The 16509-nt window shown below is 68.4% G+C and carries 14 protein-coding genes; all 14 read left to right on the plus strand.

Annotation, left to right across the window (positions count from 1 at the left end):
- Positions 1–172 precede the first annotated feature (172 nt).
- The 14 genes from CGQ25_RS04790 to CGQ25_RS04855 all read left to right on the plus strand — a co-directional run bounded on the left by CGQ25_RS04790 (position 173) and on the right by CGQ25_RS04855 (position 16499).
- Positions 173–1720 carry a sugar transferase gene (locus CGQ25_RS04790; protein WP_255405575.1) on the plus strand — a complete coding sequence of 516 codons (1548 nt, stop codon included), beginning with the start codon at positions 173–175 and terminating at the stop codon, positions 1718–1720.
- 65 nt (positions 1721–1785) lie between these two features.
- Complete coding sequence (locus CGQ25_RS04795) at positions 1786–2991, plus strand: Gfo/Idh/MocA family protein (protein ID WP_208712051.1); 1206 nt, start codon at positions 1786–1788, stop codon at positions 2989–2991.
- A complete protein-coding gene (locus tag CGQ25_RS04800; RefSeq protein ID WP_208712052.1) occupies positions 2988–3983 on the plus strand; it encodes an NAD-dependent epimerase/dehydratase family protein in 996 nt (331 codons plus the stop codon). Before CGQ25_RS04795 ends, CGQ25_RS04800 begins: the two co-directional genes overlap by 4 nt.
- 80 nt (positions 3984–4063) lie before the next feature.
- Positions 4064–5260, plus strand: coding sequence for a DegT/DnrJ/EryC1/StrS aminotransferase family protein (locus tag CGQ25_RS04805; protein ID WP_208712891.1), 1197 nt, complete (start codon positions 4064–4066; stop codon positions 5258–5260).
- Positions 5257–5931, plus strand: coding sequence for an acetyltransferase (locus tag CGQ25_RS04810; RefSeq protein WP_208712053.1), 675 nt, complete (start codon positions 5257–5259; stop codon positions 5929–5931). The genes CGQ25_RS04805 and CGQ25_RS04810 overlap by 4 nt, the downstream gene beginning before the upstream one ends.
- Complete coding sequence (locus CGQ25_RS04815; protein ID WP_208712054.1) at positions 5928–7076, plus strand: DegT/DnrJ/EryC1/StrS aminotransferase family protein; 1149 nt, start codon at positions 5928–5930, stop codon at positions 7074–7076. Before CGQ25_RS04810 ends, CGQ25_RS04815 begins: the two co-directional genes overlap by 4 nt.
- Positions 7070–8122 carry a glycosyltransferase gene (locus CGQ25_RS04820; RefSeq protein WP_208712055.1) on the plus strand — a complete coding sequence of 351 codons (1053 nt, stop codon included), beginning with the start codon at positions 7070–7072 and terminating at the stop codon, positions 8120–8122. Before CGQ25_RS04815 ends, CGQ25_RS04820 begins: the two co-directional genes overlap by 7 nt.
- Positions 8119–9582 carry an oligosaccharide flippase family protein gene (locus CGQ25_RS04825; RefSeq protein ID WP_208712056.1) on the plus strand — a complete coding sequence of 488 codons (1464 nt, stop codon included), beginning with the start codon at positions 8119–8121 and terminating at the stop codon, positions 9580–9582. The genes CGQ25_RS04820 and CGQ25_RS04825 overlap by 4 nt, the downstream gene beginning before the upstream one ends.
- Complete coding sequence (locus CGQ25_RS04830; protein ID WP_208712057.1) at positions 9582–10670, plus strand: glycosyltransferase family A protein; 1089 nt, start codon at positions 9582–9584, stop codon at positions 10668–10670. Before CGQ25_RS04825 ends, CGQ25_RS04830 begins: the two co-directional genes overlap by 1 nt.
- A 286-nt stretch (positions 10671–10956) precedes the next feature.
- Positions 10957–11919 carry a glycosyltransferase family 1 protein gene (locus CGQ25_RS04835; protein ID WP_208712058.1) on the plus strand — a complete coding sequence of 321 codons (963 nt, stop codon included), beginning with the start codon at positions 10957–10959 and terminating at the stop codon, positions 11917–11919.
- Positions 11912–12811 (plus strand): glycosyltransferase, encoded by a 900-nt coding sequence (locus CGQ25_RS04840; protein WP_208712059.1) that lies wholly within the window; start codon positions 11912–11914, stop codon positions 12809–12811. The genes CGQ25_RS04835 and CGQ25_RS04840 overlap by 8 nt, the downstream gene beginning before the upstream one ends.
- Positions 12808–13623 (plus strand): hypothetical protein, encoded by an 816-nt coding sequence (locus tag CGQ25_RS04845; protein WP_208712060.1) that lies wholly within the window; start codon positions 12808–12810, stop codon positions 13621–13623. Before CGQ25_RS04840 ends, CGQ25_RS04845 begins: the two co-directional genes overlap by 4 nt.
- A gap of 666 nt (positions 13624–14289) precedes the next feature.
- Positions 14290–15642, plus strand: a complete 1353-nt coding sequence (locus CGQ25_RS04850; RefSeq protein ID WP_208712061.1) for an O-antigen ligase — start codon at positions 14290–14292, stop codon at positions 15640–15642.
- Positions 15639–16499: a glycosyltransferase gene (locus CGQ25_RS04855; RefSeq protein ID WP_208712062.1), complete on the plus strand. Its 861-nt coding sequence runs from the start codon at positions 15639–15641 to the stop codon at positions 16497–16499. The genes CGQ25_RS04850 and CGQ25_RS04855 overlap by 4 nt, the downstream gene beginning before the upstream one ends.
- Positions 16500–16509 lie beyond the last annotated feature (10 nt).

Below are 16509 nucleotides of genomic sequence, written 5' to 3' on the forward strand. Positions count from 1 at the left end.
GGGTAATGTCGGGTACCCGCTACGGATGCGCTGCGTACAGCCCGGCGAGTCTACTGGTTGTGGGAATCCGCCGGCCGAGGCGACGACGCCGGCGGTTCCCGCCAAGTTCTCGCGGGGGCGAGCAAGACGCGCACCCGCGTGAAGGAACCACTCGCAGCCAGAGGGGACCGCCATGTCGTCAGCCCCGGCCGGTGCACGCCACTCGACTCTCATGCCCACCGGCCTTCCCTTCACCCGGGACCACGCCACTGGCCTCGGCGCCTCCGGCCCGCTCAGGCGGGCCCTCCCACTCCATCCGGACCATGCGCGCATCGCCCGCTCGGCCGCGGCCTCGGCCTGGCCTCGCCGCTACGGCCTGGCACTGCGCGTGGTCGACACCGCCGTCGTCCTCGCAACGCTCTCCGTCGCCGCCGCCTCCGTGGCTGACAGCCCCAGTGCGCTGGCCCTTCTGGCAGCGCTCGCGGTCATCTGGCCCGTGGCCCTCGGCGCCTACCGCAGCCGCGAGCCCGCGGTCTTCGGCGCGGGGGCCGAGGAGTACCGCCGGGTCGCCACGGCGTCGGTCCACATCGTCGCGCTGCTGGCCCTCGTCGTCGTGCTCTCCGGGGTGGCGACGCCGCCGGCCCTCGTCGCGACGATGCTGCCCCTCGGCGTCGTGGGACTCCTCGCCGGACGGTGGGCGTCCCGCCGCTGGCTGACCCACGAGCGGGCCAACGGGCTGTGCCTCACGCCGGCCGTCGTCGTGGGGGAGCCCGAGGACGTCCGGTACGTGATCCGCCGCATCGCGGCGGCAGCCGGTGCCCCCTACAACGTCCTCGGCGCGGCGCTCCCGGGCGGCCGGCGCGGGCAGACCCTCGCGGTCGACGCCGAGCGCGTGCCCGTCCTGAGCTCGATCGACGACGTCGTGCGCACCGTCGCGCTGAAGAAGGCCGCGGCGGTCATCATCGCCGGGCCCGTCCCGGGCGGGAACCAGTACGTGCGGGAGCTCGGGTGGCGGCTCGAGGAGCACGACGCCGAGCTCGTCCTCGCCTCGTCCCTGACCAACGTCGCAGGTCCGCGCATCCACTGGCGCCCCGTGCAGGGGCTGCCGCTCATGGAAGTGGACCTCCCGCAGTACTCCGGCGGCAAGCATCTCGTGAAGCGCGGCATGGACATCGTCCTCTCCGCGGCGGCCCTCGCCGTGCTCGCCCCGGTCCTCGGGGTGCTCGCGCTCATCGTCAGGCTCGATTCGCCCGGGCCCGTCATCTTCCGCCAGGAGCGTGTGGGCCGGGGTGGAACCCCGTTCACCATGCTCAAGTTCCGTTCGATGGTGCACGATGCCGAGGCCCGCCGCACCGCGCTGGCGGAGCAGAACGAGGGAAGCGGCGTCCTGTTCAAGATGCGCACCGATCCGCGGGTGACCAGGTGCGGCCGGTGGATGCGCAAGTACTCGCTCGACGAGCTGCCCCAGTTCGTGAACGTCCTCATGGGGGACATGAGCCTCGTGGGGCCGCGCCCGCCCCTGCCCCGCGAGTTCGGAGCCTACGAGTCGTACACGTTCCGCCGGATGCTCATCAAGCCCGGGATCACGGGGCTGTGGCAGATCAACGGCCGCTCGGACCTGGAATGGGACGACGCCGTGCGGCTCGACCTCTACTACGTCGAGAACTGGTCCCTCACCGGGGACCTCATGATCCTGTGGCGGACGCTCAAGGCCGTCATCACCCCGGTCGGAGCGTACTGAGGATGCGCTTCGGGCGGGCAGGCAAGGTGCCATCGGACCGGGTGGCCCACAGCATGGGAGGCAGCATGGAGACTTCGCACCCTGTCCTCCATCTGCAGGAGCTCGAGGAGCGACTGCGGGTGGCCGTGATCGGGGCCGGCTACTGGGGGCCCAACCTCGCCCGGAACTTCCGGGCGAGCCCCGACTGGGAGCTCGCGGCGATCTGCGACCTCGACACCAGGCGCGCTTCGGCGCTCGCCGCCTCCATCGGCGGCGCCCGCGTCGTCGGGTCTCTGGACGAGCTGCTCGACACGGTCGAGGTCGACGCCGTCGCGATCGCGACGCCGGCACGCACCCACCACGGGGTGGCACTCACGGCCCTGCGGGCGGACAAGCACGTGCTGGTCGAGAAGCCCCTCGCGGACAGCCTCCCGCGCGGGAGGGACATGGTCGCCGAGGCTGCCGCCCGGGGCCTCGTGCTCATGGCCGACCACACGTACTGCTACACCCCGGCAGTCCAGAAGATCCGCGACCTGGTCCGGGCGGGCGAGCTCGGCGAGATCCTCTACGTGGACTCCGTCCGCATCAATCTGGGCCTCGTCCAGCCGGACGTCGACGTCTTCTGGGACCTGGCTCCCCATGACCTCGCCATCCTCGACTACGTGCTTCCGGGCGGACTGCACCCCGCGGAGGTGTCCGCCCACGGCGCGGATCCCCTCGGGACGGGCCACGACTGCGTGGGGCACGTCACCTTCGCCCTGCCGGACGAGGCCATGGCGCACATCCACGTCAACTGGCTCAGCCCGACCAAGATCCGCCAGATGGTCCTCGGGGGCACCGAGCGGACCCTCGTCTGGGACGACCTGAACCCCCAGCAGCGCCTGAGCGTGTACGACCGGGGCGTGCAGATGCCCACTCGCGGGGCGAGCCGTCAGGACCGCCGTGCGGCCGCGATCTCCTACCGGCTCGGAGATACGTGGTCGCCGGCCCTGCCGGAGCACGAGGCGCTCTCGCTCATGGTCTCCGAGTTCGCCACATCCATCCGCCAGAACCGTCCCGCCGCCACGAGTGGCGCCTCGGGGCTGCGCGTCCTCGCCGTGCTCGATGCGGTGAGCCGCAGCGTGGTGGACGGCGGCGGCGTGGTCTCCGTGGACGACGGCGCGTTCGCACCGCCGGGGGCGTCCTCCGCGCAGACGGCGGCAGTGGGCGCCCCGGGTTCCCCGCCGCTCGCATCGCCGGCCGCGTTCGCCGCGGCGGCGCGGACGCTTCCGGCGCAGGAGGTGCTCAGATGAGCGTGCTTGCCGGAGCGGACGTCCTGGTCACGGGCGGGGCGGGGACCATCGGCTCGACGATCGTGGACCAGCTCCTCGACGCGGGCGCAGGGCGGGTGGACGTCCTCGACAACCTCGTGCGCGGGCGCACCCAGAACCTGTCCCGTGCCCTCGCATCCGGGAGGGTCCGCCTCATCGAGGGGGACATCCGGGACCGCGACCTCGTCCACGACCTCACCGTGGGCAAGGACCTCGTGTTCCATGAGGCCGCGCTGCGCATCACGCAGTGCGCCGAGGAGCCGCGGCTCGCGCTCGAGGTACTCGTGGACGCCACCTACACGGTGTTCGAGGCCGCGGCCCAGCACGACGTCGACAAAGTGGTGACGGCGTCGAGCGCTTCCGTCTACGGGATGGCGGACGAGTTCCCCACCACCGAGCGGCACCACCACCACTCCAACGACACGCTGTACGGGGCGGCCAAGAGCTTCTCCGAGGGCCTGGCACGGAGCTTCCACAGCATGTACGGCCTCGACTCCGTCGCCCTGCGCTACTTCAACGTGTACGGGCCGCGGATGGACGTCCACGGCCTGTACACGGAGGTCCTCGTGCGCTGGATGGAGAGGATCGACGACGGCCGGCCTCCCCTCATCTTCGGCGACGGGAGCCAGACGATGGACTTCGTCTTCACGGAGGACGTGGCCCGTGCGAACATCCTCGCCGCCGTGAGCGGCGTCCGCCACGGGGAGTACAACGTGGCCAGCGGCGTGGAGACAAGCCTCCTCGCGCTCTCGGTGGCCCTGCTCGGAGCCATGAAGTCCGATCTCACGGTCGAGTTCGGGCCCGAGCGGGCCGTGAACGGTGTCCAGCGCAGGCTCGCCGACACCGCCGGTGCCCGACGGGACCTCGGCTTCGTGGCGCAGGTACCGCTCGACGAGGGGCTCCGGAGGCTCGTGGAATGGTGGCGGCCGCTGCGCGAGGAGATCGCGGCCGCGAGAGTGCTGGCTGCCCAGTGAACGCCGCCCAGCCCGTGGACGCGGTCGAGCCCGTGGACGTCCCCCAGCCCCGGAGCTCCGGCGGCGAGCGCATCAACGTCATGAAGCCGTGGATGGGCCGCGAGGAGGCGGAGGCCGTCGCGGAGGTCATCGCCTCCGGCTGGGTGGCCCAGGGACCGCGTGTTGCGGAGTTCGAGCGGGCCTTCGCGGACGCGGTCGGCGTCGCGGAGGGCGTCGCGGTGTCGAGCTGCACGGCGGCCCTGCACCTCGCGCTCGCTGTCGCCGGTGTCAGGCCGGGCGACGAGGTCGTGGTGCCGTCCTTCTCGTTCATCGCCACCGCCAACGCCGCCCGGTACCTCGGAGCGCGCCCCGTGTTCGCCGACGTCGACCCCCTCACCGGCAACCTCACCGAGGCGAGCATCTCCGAGGCGATCAGCGGGCGGACGGCGGCGGTCGTCGTCGTCGACCAGGGCGGGATGCCCGCCGACGTCGGCCCCATCGCCGCGCTGTGCCGCCCGCTCGGGATCGCCGTGGTCGAGGACGCCGCATGTGCGGCAGGCTCGCGCTACCGGGGGGAGCCGGTGGGGCGGGCGGCGGATGCCGCGGCATGGTCCTTCCACCCCCGCAAGGTCCTCACGACGGGGGAGGGCGGCATGCTCACGACGCCGATCTCCGCCTGGGCTGAGCGTGCGCGTCGGCTGCGCCAGCACGGTGCCTCGGTGCCCGCAGACGTGCGGCACGCGAGCGTCCTCGCCCCCGAGGAGGAGTACGGCGAGCTCGGGTTCAACTACCGCATGACGGACCTCCAAGCCGCCGTCGGGCTCGTGCAGCTGGGGCGCCTGGCCGAGATGGTGGCGCGGCGCCGCCAGCTCGCAGGGGTGTACCGCGAGGCCCTGTCCGGCCTTCCCGGGCTGCGGCTCTCGGCCGATCCCCAGCACGGGCAGAGCAACTTCCAGTCCCTCTGGCTCGAGGTCCTGCCGGAGTTCCCCCTGGACCGGGACGGCCTCCTGGCCGCGCTCGCCGAGGACGGCATCTCCGCCCGGCGGGGCATCATGGCGGCGCACAGGCAGCCGGCGTTCGCCGGGATCGCTGCCGGGCCGGACGGCGGCCCGACGCTGCCGCTGCCCAACACCGAGCGTCTCACCGATTCGACGCTCATCCTGCCGCTCTACCACGAGCTGCGCCGCGACGAGCTCGAGCGGGTCGTCGACTCGATCCGCCGGGCGGCCGCATCTTCGCGGGGTCGTCCCGGCTCGTCCCTGAACCCCGGCCCTTCCCGTAACGGGAGGACCGTGTGAGCGAGCTGCTGATGGTCGGGGCGAGCGGGCTCGCGCGTGAGGTCATGGCGTCGGTGAGGTCCGGGAGCGACTTCGACATCCTCGGACTGCTCGACGACGATCCCGCGAAGGAGGCCGCCGAGATCGACGGAGCCCACGTCCTGGGCTCCCTCGAGGCCGTCACGCGGTTCCCCCTCGCGCGGGTGGTCCTGTGTGTCGGGGCCGGGACGGGCCGGGAGCGGCTTGCCAGGCGCCTCGCGGGCCTGGGCCTCGGCCACGACCGCTACGCGACCATCATCGACTCGTCCGCCCGCGTCCCGGAGGGGTGCCACGTGGGCGCGGGCAGCATCCTCCTCGCCCACGTGACGCTGACCGCCGCTGTCCGCCTGGGCCGGCACGTCGTCGTCATGCCCCACGTGACGCTCACACATGAGGACGACGTGGACGACTTCGTGACCCTCGCCGCCGGCGCCTCGCTCGGCGGCGGCGTCCGCGTGGGCCGATGCGCCTACCTCGGCATGAACTCGTCGGTGCGGCAGCAGGTCGTGGTGGGCGACAACGCCGTGGTCGGGATGGGAGCCGCCGTGCTCGACGACGTTCCGCGCGGCGAGGTCTGGGCCGGTGTGCCGGCGCGGCAGCTCTCCGTGAGCGGCGCCGGGAGCAACGGCTCGCTCGGGAGGGAGGCGTCATGACCATCAGCGCGGCGCGTGCCGCCCATGCCTCTGTGCCGTTCGTGGACTTGGCGGCGCAGCACCGGGAGATCGCCGACGAGGTCCTCGGCGAGGTGCAGCGGGTCCTCGAGGAGGGCGCCTTCATCGGCGGCCCGGCCGTCGCGGGGTTCGAGGCCGAGTACTCAGCCTTTCTTGGGGTGCGGCACTGCGTGGGCGTGGCGAACGGGACGGATGCGCTCGAGCTGGCGCTGCGCGCCGTCGGCGTGCAGGCAGGGGGAGAGGTGATCCTCCCTGCGAACACGTTCGTGGCGACCGCGGAGGCCGTGATGAGGGCCGGTGCCCGGCCGGTGCTCGTCGATGTCGATCCGGTGCACCTGCTCATCGATCCGGAGGCTGTGGAGCGGGCCGTGGGGCCGCGGACGCAGGCCATCGTCCCGGTGCACCTGTTCGGGCAGACCGCCGCGGTGGAGCGGCTGACGCCCGTTGCCCTGGAGCGCGGCGTGGCCATCGTCGAGGATGCAGCCCAGGCGCAGGGGGCGCGCCGGTTCGGCCGCGCCGCCGGGACGCTGGGGGACGCGGCGGCGACGAGCTTCTACCCCGGCAAGAACCTCGGTGCTGGGGGTGATGCTGGCGCGGTTACGACCAACGACGGCATCCTCGCCGACGAGGTGCGGCTTCTGGCCGCGCACGGCAGCCGCGCCAAGTACGTGCACGAGCGCGTCGGCGTGAACTCGCGTCTGGATGCGCTCCAGGCTGTGGTCCTCCGCGCCAAGCTGCGGCGCCTCGAGGCATGGAACGCACGGCGGCGCGCGGCGGCGGAGCTCTACGGGCAGCTGCTCGCTGGGGTACCCGGTCTGGTGGTGCCGCGGAGCATGGCCGGCAATGAGGACGTGTGGCACCTGTACGTGGTGCGGGTGCTGGGGGAAGGGCGCCGCGAGAGCGTCCAGGCCGCGCTTGGTGCTGCGGGCATCGCGACCGGCGTCCACTACCCCACGCCGGTGCACCTCACTCCGGCTTTCAGGTTCCTCGGCTACGGGGCCGGCACATTCCCCGTAGCCGAGGCCGCCGCCTCGCAGATCCTCTCGCTGCCGATGCACCCGCATCTGACGGCGGAGCAGGTGGAGCGGGTGGCGGGGGCGGTCCGGGCGGCGGTGGTGGGATGCTGAGGATCAAGGCGCGGCCGCTAAGTGGACGACCGCTCGTATCGGTGGTGGTGCCGTGCTACAACTACGGTCGTTTCCTCCCCGACGCCTTGGGCAGCGTGCTCGACCAGCCCGGTGTCGAGGTCGAGGTGATCATCGTCGACGATGCGTCCACCGATGGGAGCCAGGCCGTCGCGGAACAGCTTGCGGCTTCGGACAGCCGTGTCACGCTCGTCCAGCACGAGCGGAACCAAGGGCACATCGCGACCTACAACGACGGGCTCGGGCGGGTGAACGGCGACTATGTCGTCCTGCTCTCCGCGGACGACTTGCTCGCGCCCGGCTCGCTGGCCAGATCGGCCGCCCTCTTCGAGGCTTGTCCAGAGGTAGGACTGGTTTACGGGTTCGCGCCGTCATTCGAAGGCCGCGCGAATGCTGTACCTCGTCGGCACGGCCAGCTGACGTGGAGCGTATGGAGCGGCCGGGAGTGGACAACTCGAGTGTGTGAACGCGGCACGAACACGATTGTCAATCCCGAGGCGATGGTGCGCCGAACCGTCCTCGATGCCGTTGGCGGTTACGACGAGGCTCAACCACACGCCGCGGACATGCACTTCTGGCTCAGCGCCGCCGCTCGCGGAGCCGTCGGGCGCGTCAACGGTCCCGACCAGGCCTACTACCGGCTCCACGGCGGCAACATGCACTTGAGTACATTCGAGGGGTTGTATACCGATGCCTCCCACCGCCGACGCGTCTTCGACTCGATGCTACGAGGCGGTGAGTTGACTCGGAGTCTTCATCGGCGCGCGCTGCGATCTATTTCTGCGGAGTGCCTTCGCAATGCGCGGCTGAGTGCCGGGCGAGGCACCGGGCAGGGCAGGCAGAACGCCGTCGCTCTCGAGTCACTCGCGCGGGAGTGTCACCCAGGCATTGAGGGCACCCTGCGATGGGACCTCTATCAGGCTCTAGGCGGCGCATACCGTCAGGGACCCGTTGCTGGAGTGGAGACACTTCTCGACCGCGCGCTGTGGTCGCTCGCCTGGCGTCGATGGCGGAGGCGAGGGATATGACCGCGACTCTCCCGGGGCGAGTGCGCTCTGGGTTCGCGTGGAGCATGGCGTCGAACATAGTCCTCCGCATCGGAAGCCTTGCCATCGGAATCATTCTGGCCCGGCTTCTCGCTCCCGAGGTGTTCGGCGTGTACGCAGTCGCGCTGACCGCGCAGTCAATTCTGATGGCTATTGCGGACCCCGGACTCACCGCAGTGCTGATTCGCACTCCGGACTTCGGACGGCTGGCTCCGACGACCGCGACCCTCGGCCTCTTCTGCGGAGTAGGGCTTGCTTCAGTCATGGCTGCCACTTCGCCGCTGATCGCCGATGCGATGGAAACCCCCGCTGCTTCCCCGGTCATCGGGGTGCTGTCGTTGACGCTCGCGCTGGCGGGGATTGGCGTCGTACCGCTTGCTCGACTTCAGCGCGACTTCGCGCAAAAGAAGGTCTTCGCTATTTCAGCCGCCGACTTCACCGTTAGCACGATCGCAACCATCACACTTGTGCTCGCGGGGGTCGGCCCGATGGCGCTGGCCGTGGGTCGTGTGCTCGGACAGGCGGTGACGACGGCACTCCAGTTTGTCCTCGCGCGCCAGCGACCGGTGCTGGGGTGGGACAGAGCCCAAGCTGCGCCGGTGCTCGCCTTTGGCGCGCCCCTTGCCTGCGCAAACCTCGTCTCGTGGGTTGTCATCAGCGCGGACAACGTAGTGATCGCCCGCATGGCAGGCCCGACGGCGCTGGGGCTCTACGTGCTGGCATTCAATATCGCCAGCTGGCCCATGAACGCGCTCGGCCAAGCTGTGCGGGCTGTCGCCCTGCCTGGATTTGCCCAGAGCGAGGACGCGTCCCGGGCGTTCCAGAGTGCGGTGACACTCACCTGGGCCGCGGCCGCAGGAGCGGGAGCGCTCATCGCAGCATTGGCCGGGCCGGTCATCGCCGTGCTGTATGGCGACGCGTGGGCGCGATCAGGCCCAATCCTTGCCGCGCTCGCAGTCTTCGGGGCAATGCGCACTGTGTTTGACGTCGTAAGTGGTTATCTGATGGCGCGGGGCCGGTCGAGGGCCGTCCTGATGGTGCAGATGACGTGGTGCGTGGTCTTGGTCCCCGCGCTTATCATCGGGATCCAACTCGATGGGGCAACCGGAGCAGGATGGGCCCACGTCGTCGTCGGGGTTGTCGTCCTCGGCGTGTTCGGCGCCGTCCTCCGCGGAGCGGGTGTTCGGAGGATGGTCCGAGCGAGCGTCTACCCGACCGTCGTCGCGGCCGGTGCCGGTGCAGTTTCCATCGGTGTCGTGGCTGTCCTCTCAACAGCCACCGCCCCAGCACCCATCGTCCGGCTCGCAGCGGGCGGAGTCGCGGGAGGCCTCGTTCTAATCGCAGGGTTGTCGCCTTGGGCTTTGCCGCGGATCCGGGCGAGCCAAATGCACGGGACGACGCTCCGCGCAACACCCAGACCCAATGTGGCAGAAGGGGAATGATGAGTGGACTGAAGAGTCGAGTTCGGGTCCGGCCAGTATCAGAGTCGGCAACGCCGGGATCCGTCAGCGTTGTGATTCCGTGCTACAACTACGCGCGCTACGTGGAAGACTGCGTCGCAAGTGTATTGAGTCAGACAGGCGCTCAGGTCGAGGTCATCGTCGTGGACGATAAGTCCACTGACGAGAGTCTCTCAGTCGCTACCGCGCTTTCTGCCCGAGACCCGCGCGTTGTCGTCCTCGCGAACGAGCGCAACTCCGGCATGGTCGAAACCTTCAACAACGGACTGAGCATCGCATCGGGAGAGTTCCTCGTCCGCCTGGATGCGGATGATCTGCTGACTCCGGGGTCGTTGGAGCGCGCGCTCGCAGTGTTTCGAGCTTTTCCCTCCGTCAGCCTGGTCTACGGCCGACCGCTCCACTTTGAGGGATTAGTGATTCCCCCGGCCCGGACTGAAGCGAGGGCGTGGACAGTGTGGCCAGGGCTGGAGTGGCTCGCTGATCGGTGCCGCTCGGGGGTGAACGTCATTACCTCGCCGGAGGTTGTCATGCGGATGTCCGCCGTGCGTGCGGCAGGCCCGCAGAAGGCGCTCAACCACACCCCGGATATGGAAATGTGGTTCCGGCTAGCAGCGTACGGTGATATTGCCTACATCCACGGCGTCGACCAGGCCTGGCACCGCGAGCACGCGGCAAGCATGTCCGCCATTGAGGTCGATGACGCAACTGATCTCGTGGACCGGTACGAGACGTTCATCGAACTTTTCACCGGCGCGGTTGGACGTGTGCCCGGAGCCGAGCAGATGAAGGCGGCCGCACTCCAAGCGCTCGCCCGCGAAGCGCTGATGCGTGCTTCGCGGGAGTACGACTGCGGCCGCGGGGACTCATCGGCCGCCCATGCCCTTGCTGGCCTTGCAGCCCACTTCGTCGACGACCCTGCCAATGTTCCGGGCTGGAACGGGCTCCAGCGGAGGATTCAGTGTGGTGCGTCACGGTCTGGCCGCGGCATGCATTCGATGGGGCGCCGACTGACGCGCCGGATATCGACCGAACTGCGCGGCCTCCGTTGGCGTCGTGACGGAATCTACTGAGGATCTGGTGGTGTCTCGTATGTTTCAAGATCTTGCGTCGGTTCGTGCGCGCGCCGTCTCCGCATGGCGCGCAGGAGGATCGAGCGGACTCCTCGCGAGTGGCCGCAGGTGGCTCAAGCGCCGGCTCGGCCCCGATGGTGAGCATCTCGGGATTCTGCCGAGCGACCTCGCGTCCCGGTCTCCCGAGTGGAGCCTGCGCCAGAGGTACGAGGGGGAGCCACTCACCGTTACCTGGGTCATCACCCCGCCGGGCCCAGGCTCAGGTGGCCACACAACGATCTTTCGTATGGTGAGAGCCCTCGAAGAGGCAGGGCATCGGTGTCGTCTCGCCGTATACGACGTTGAAGGTCGTCCGGCGACCCGCCACACTGAGACCATCCGGTCATGGTGGCCCGACATTGAGGCTCCGCTTGTTGGCCTCGACCCGAACAGCATGGACACGGACGCTTTCATCGCGACGGCTTGGCAGACGGCGCATGTCGTTGCGAACATGCGGACCCGGGGAGCGCGTCTCTACTTCGTCCAGGATTATGAACCGTGGTTCTACCCGCGTGGAGCGGCTTCCGAGCTCGCTGACCAGACGTACCGGTTCGGGTTCGAGACGATCGCCATCGGGCGAGCGCTTGCGGACGAGTTAGCCAACCGTCACGGGATTGAGTCCGTCGCCGTCCCCTTCGGGTGCGACCACAGCGTGTACTGGGTCGAGGCTGACGGCGCTCCACGGGACAGCGTTGTCTTCTATTCCCGACCCGGCGTGGCCCGTCGCGGCTTTGAAGTCGCCGTTCCGGCGCTCGAGGCCTTTCACGAGCTGAGGCCAGAGGCGACCATCCACGTCGTTGGTTCGCTGCCCGGGAATCCAAGGTTTCCGGCTGTGGTACATCCGACGCTGAGCCCCGCCGAGCTCAATTCCCTGTACCAGCGCTGCGCCGCAGGTCTTGCCCTCTCCTACACGAACGTGTCACTTGTGCCGTTTGAGCTCCTCGCGGCAGGTGTTGTGCCGGTCATGAACGACTGGAAGCCGGCACATGCCGTGATCGATGCTGCGCATGCCGTGTGGGGGACACCGACCCCTTCGGGACTTGCCGAGGCGCTCGTTGAGGGGTTCGACCTCCAGAGGCAGGTCGGGGCGTTCGCAGTCGCCTCCGACGTCATCCATGTGGATTGGGCGGTCACTGGGAGGGCGTTCGTGGGAGCTGTAGAGCGTCTGTGCGAAGTCCCGCGGATTCGGGAGAGGGCTACTCATGTCTGAGCCGGTCCATGACCATGTTCTGCTGACGCGCTTCAACCTGCCCTCGCGTGGATTCGAGTCCTCAGTCAGGTCCCGCGAAGGGTGGCTCGAGTCCCGAATCGGGCTCTTCGAGAGATACTGCTTGACGTCAGTGTCCGGCCAAAGCGACCGCGACTTCGCGTGGATCGTCTACTTCGATCCCGAAAGTCCGACATGGCTTCGTGAACTTATTGAGAAGTGGCAGGGCCGCGGGAACCTGACCCCGATCTTCCGCGCTTCAGTGAGCGCTGCTGATCTGCAGCATGACCTGCGCTGCGTGTCTGGGAGTGGTCGTGAGAGGCTCCTCACGACCAATCTGGACAACGACGACGCCCTCTCCTCGGACTTCATCGCTCGGCACCGTGCGCTCTCCTTGACGGGGGGAGCAACCGCCGTCTACCTCGCGCACGGTCTGATCGCGCGCGGTGAGAAGCTGTATCGCCGGACGGACAGGGCCAACGCATTCTGCAGCGTCTCGGCCCCGTGGTCGGCACCCGAAACGTGCTGGGCAGACTGGCACAACGCGCTCGGTGATCACATGCCCGTTGTCCTCAAGTACGACCAGCCTGCGTGGCTCCAGGTGGTGCACGGACGCAATGTGAGTAATCGAGTCCATGGCACCCTCACCTCGCCGTCGCGCTACGCCGGCCTCTTCCCCCACCTGCTCGACGATATGCCGGAACCGACAACCACGGATCTGGCAAAGGACCGCATGGTGGGCGTGCCGGTGCGCTTCGTCCGCGAGGCTGGTCGAGCGGCGGCGAAACGCGCAATCGTCGCCGCAGCGGGCCGCGATGGTCTGGACACTGTACGACGGACTGCTCACCGCGCGGAAGCGCTGTCGGGCCCGCGTGAGAAGGGCGACCGCACATGAAGCTCAGAACGCTTGGCGCGGCTATAGTACGTCGGTGGTACGTGTTCATCGCCGGCATCCTTGCGGTGGGCGGCTTGAGTTATCTCATGTATGGCATGATTCCGGTCGACTACAAGACCACCGGGAGTCTCGTGCTCCTGCCTTCGGCGAAGGCCGTGGGCATCGACGGCAACCCCTACCTGTTCCTCGGTGGGCTGGGGCAGGCCATGGATGTCCTCACCCGTAGAATCACAGCTGCGGACGTCACCGACAGACTCACAGGCCCATACCCGAAGTCGAGTTATACGGCCCTGCCGGATGTGACGGCGGGCAGCTCCATTATGGTTGTGACCGTCAAGGCGCACACCGCCTCGGAATCCACCCGTCTCCTGACCGCGATCCTCGTTGAGGCGCCGAAGCAGCTTGCCGCGATGCAGGACGAGCTCAAGGTGCCAGATGGCTCCAGGATCTCGTCGATGCAGGTGGCTGAGCCGACAGAACCCGTCGTCGACGGCAAGCCGCGACTCCAAGCTGTCGCCGGTGCCGGGGCCGCGGGGCTGCTGTTGGTTCTCCTTATGACGGCGACCTTCGACGGCGCCATGCTGCGGCGACGGGCGCGGCGTGGTGGCGCCGCAAAGGTCGATACCACCGACGCCGAGTCCCAGATGACACCGCCGGTCGTGGCTGAGGGCACCGGACGTATCCACGTGCTGGCCGGCAGCATCAGTCAGGACGGAGAATCCCCCAGCGCGGATCCCGACGCGGCCACCGCGAGCAGCGATGAACCCGTGCCACTCCGCCGTCGGAGGGCGGCTACCGGTGACCACCGCTGAAGCGCTCCGAGTTATGGCCCGGCGATGGTATGTCGTTGTAGTAGGGCTCATCCTTACCGCTGCCTGGACTTGCAATTCGTGGTCGCCGCGCCCCGTCTACTCGGCTCGCGTGTCGGTCGTATTCCTATGGCCGGGGACGATTCCACTACAACGGACGGAAGACGGCGGCCTTGGCCCCCTGGTGAACTTTGCAGCCATTGTGCGGCGCGCTCTTCCGATCGACGACGGCGAGGCGCTGGCAAGCGCATCGTTCGGCGGGACGTTGGCTGGCGCAGGGGTACGATCGGGCTACACCGTTGACTTGCCGAACTCCGGCGGGCAGTGGGCTCGCTCCTATGATGAGCCTCGTCTCGTGGTCGTGGGCATCGGAAGTACTCAGCAAGAGGCGGTCGCATACGTCCGGTCAGTGATGGCCAGGGTAGACGAGACCGCGTCCACGCTCCAGGCCAGGCAGGAAGTCCTGCCAGCCGACCGGATCATGACTTCGTGGACTGGCCCGATCGAAGTCACGACCCAGTCCTCGACACCCGCCACACGCGCGCGCGGAGGCGTTGTGTTGGGCGCCGCCGGGGCGATGGCGACCGCGCTGTGCGCCATTGCACTCGACAAGGCGCGCCGACGGACGCGGCCGCACGGCCGGCGCGTGACCCCTCGGGGCGGGGCGACATGAGCTCCCGGCAGGTGAGGCAGCCGCGCCGCGAGGCGATGCGTGTCGTCCGACAGTATCTGGATGCCAAGAGCGTGCTCACGGGGTACCTCGTTCTCTGTTTCATCCCGAGCTACTTGACAATCACGGTCATTGGGGCGCTCGGCCGCCCGACGATTCTGATGTCCCTCGCCATGCTCGCGTGGTGGCTCGCGCACCAGCTCCAGCGGCCGTTCCCTGTCCGGACGGGGACCCAGCCCCTTCGGTGGATGATGGCGATTGTCTTCCTCGCTGTCCTGATGAGCTACGCACTGGCGATGTTCAGGGGCATGCCGGCAAGCGAGGTGAGCCCGGCAGATACCGGCTTGCTGCGGGCAGCCAGCTGGGCCGGTCTGTTCCTCGTGGCGCATGACGGGCTGCGCACATGGAAGAATCTGCACATTACGATCCGGCGCGTCGTCGCGGCGGCCGGGGTGATGGCACTGCTCGGCCTGCTCCAGTTCCTCACGAAGAATCCCCTGTTGTCCTGGCTATCCATCCCAGGAATGTCCGGCGATGGGCTGGGGGCGATCGACCAGCGGGGCGGCTTCGTCCGCGCAGCCGGTACCTCCGCCCACCCTCTCGAGTACGGCATGGTCTTGTGCGTCACGCTGCCACTTGCCCTCACGCTCGCCATGGAGGACCGTGAACGACGCCCGCTCGCACGATGGTGGCCGGCAGTAACCATCACAGCTGCGTCTGTCCTGTCTGTGTCACGCTCTGCATTGCTGGCTGTCGCTGTTGCACTCGCGGTGCTCTCGTTCGCGTGGACGAGGCGCCAAAAAATCATCGCGGGAGGTGTGGCACTTGTCGGATTCGTCGCAGTGTGGGCGGCCGTGCCGGGCATGGCGGGGACCATAGTCGGGATGTTCACTGGTGCTGGACAGGATTCGAGCGTGGCCTCTCGGGTCAACGGCTATGACGTCGCCTTCGGTATGGTGTCCCGGCTGCCCGTCTTTGGGCGCGGGTTGGGGACGTTGCTTCCCACCTACGTCTATCTTGACAATCAGTACCTCGGCACCGTCGTCGAGCTCGGGCTCGTAGGGCTCGGGTCATTCCTCGCGTTCTTCGGGCTGGCTGCCGTCCTCGTCTGGGGCACGCATCGGCGCCTTCGGGGCGGGGACCCGCTGATGGACCAGCTGGCCGCGGCGCTCGCCGCTGGGCTCTGCTCGGGCTCACTCTCGTTCACGTTCTTCGACGCATTGACCTTCCCCCTTTCCGCAGGGTTCATGTTTCTCATGCTCGGCCTGGCAGGGGCCTACTGCCGGGTAGTGCGCAATCAGTCCGTCGACAACCCATTGTCCACAGCACGGTTCAAAGGAGCGCTGAAATGATCACGAGTGAACCCGCGGGCAGCAACGCCGGTGCCACGTTCGAGCACTTCGTCCTCACCCGCTTCAACGTCCGAAATCGATACTATGCGGGCAACCCCGGCGACATCTGGCTCCGAAGCCGCCTCGCGCTCTTCGAGAAGTACACGGCCGCCTCCTTCGGAGCGCAAACCGTCAAGGACTTCAGATGGCTTGTTCTCGTCGACTCCGAATCGCCACAGTGGTTCCGCGCCGAACTAGGGGTGCTCGGCAGGGAGCTCTTCGAGATCGTAGACATCAAGGGTGCATTCAACGCACAAGCTGCGGCCGGCGTCGTGGCCTCCCGGCTCAGGACTCCATTCATCCTCACGACGCGGGTCGACAACGACGACGCTGTGGCGCGGGACTTCATAGAATCGATCCAACGGGCGTGGCGGCCCGTGCACCAACCATACTTCATCAATCTCGTGAAGGGTGCCCAGCTTGCCGATGGCCGGGTCTACCGCAGGCCCTACACTCAGAACCCGTTCGTGACTCTGAGCGAACCGCGGTCAGCCGACGGGCTCGCCACCGTGTTCGTGCGCCGCCACTATGAAGTTCAGGCGTATGCTCCCGTGACCAACGTCGGGTCAGATCATCCACTCTGGCTTCAGGTTATCCACGGGGGGAACGTCCTCACCGAGCTGGTCGGAATGCGGACGCGCGCCAGAGCGGTGGAACCTTGGTTCGCCTGCGATCTCGGCGCCAGAGACCGGCCTCTTGAGTTCGCCAGAGAGGTGATGAGCGGAACAGCCAGAATCGCTCTGCGGCTTGCACTCAAGCCGCGGCGTGTGGTCAACCTTGGGCGCGCTCTTGTGGCCCGGCCAATTCGGGAGCCGTAAACGGGCGGGG

It is taken from the genome of Sinomonas sp. R1AF57 (assembly GCF_002224485.1).
GTDB lineage: Bacteria > Actinomycetota > Actinomycetes > Actinomycetales > Micrococcaceae > Sinomonas > Sinomonas flava.

Excerpts from the sequence above, each read along its gene's own strand:
- CGQ25_RS04815 (WP_208712054.1), top strand. The coding sequence starts at position 5,928 with ATGACCATCAGCGCGGCGCGTGCCGCCCATGCCTCTGTGCCGTTCGTG.
- CGQ25_RS04830 (WP_208712057.1), top strand. The coding sequence starts at position 9,582 with ATGAGTGGACTGAAGAGTCGAGTTCGGGTCCGGCCAGTATCAGAGTCG.
- CGQ25_RS04850 (WP_208712061.1), top strand. The coding sequence starts at position 14,290 with ATGAGCTCCCGGCAGGTGAGGCAGCCGCGCCGCGAGGCGATGCGTGTC.
- CGQ25_RS04840 (WP_208712059.1), top strand. The coding sequence starts at position 11,912 with ATGTCTGAGCCGGTCCATGACCATGTTCTGCTGACGCGCTTCAACCTG.
- CGQ25_RS04825 (WP_208712056.1), top strand. The coding sequence starts at position 8,119 with ATGACCGCGACTCTCCCGGGGCGAGTGCGCTCTGGGTTCGCGTGGAGC.
- CGQ25_RS04790 (WP_255405575.1), top strand. The coding sequence starts at position 173 with ATGTCGTCAGCCCCGGCCGGTGCACGCCACTCGACTCTCATGCCCACC.
- CGQ25_RS04795 (WP_208712051.1), top strand. The coding sequence starts at position 1,786 with ATGGAGACTTCGCACCCTGTCCTCCATCTGCAGGAGCTCGAGGAGCGA.
- CGQ25_RS04845 (WP_208712060.1), top strand. The coding sequence starts at position 12,808 with ATGAAGCTCAGAACGCTTGGCGCGGCTATAGTACGTCGGTGGTACGTG.
- CGQ25_RS04835 (WP_208712058.1), top strand. The coding sequence starts at position 10,957 with ATGGTGAGAGCCCTCGAAGAGGCAGGGCATCGGTGTCGTCTCGCCGTA.
- CGQ25_RS04800 (WP_208712052.1), top strand. The coding sequence starts at position 2,988 with ATGAGCGTGCTTGCCGGAGCGGACGTCCTGGTCACGGGCGGGGCGGGG.
- CGQ25_RS04820 (WP_208712055.1), top strand. The coding sequence starts at position 7,070 with ATGCTGAGGATCAAGGCGCGGCCGCTAAGTGGACGACCGCTCGTATCG.
- CGQ25_RS04805 (WP_208712891.1), top strand. The coding sequence starts at position 4,064 with ATGAAGCCGTGGATGGGCCGCGAGGAGGCGGAGGCCGTCGCGGAGGTC.
- CGQ25_RS04855 (WP_208712062.1), top strand. The coding sequence starts at position 15,639 with ATGATCACGAGTGAACCCGCGGGCAGCAACGCCGGTGCCACGTTCGAG.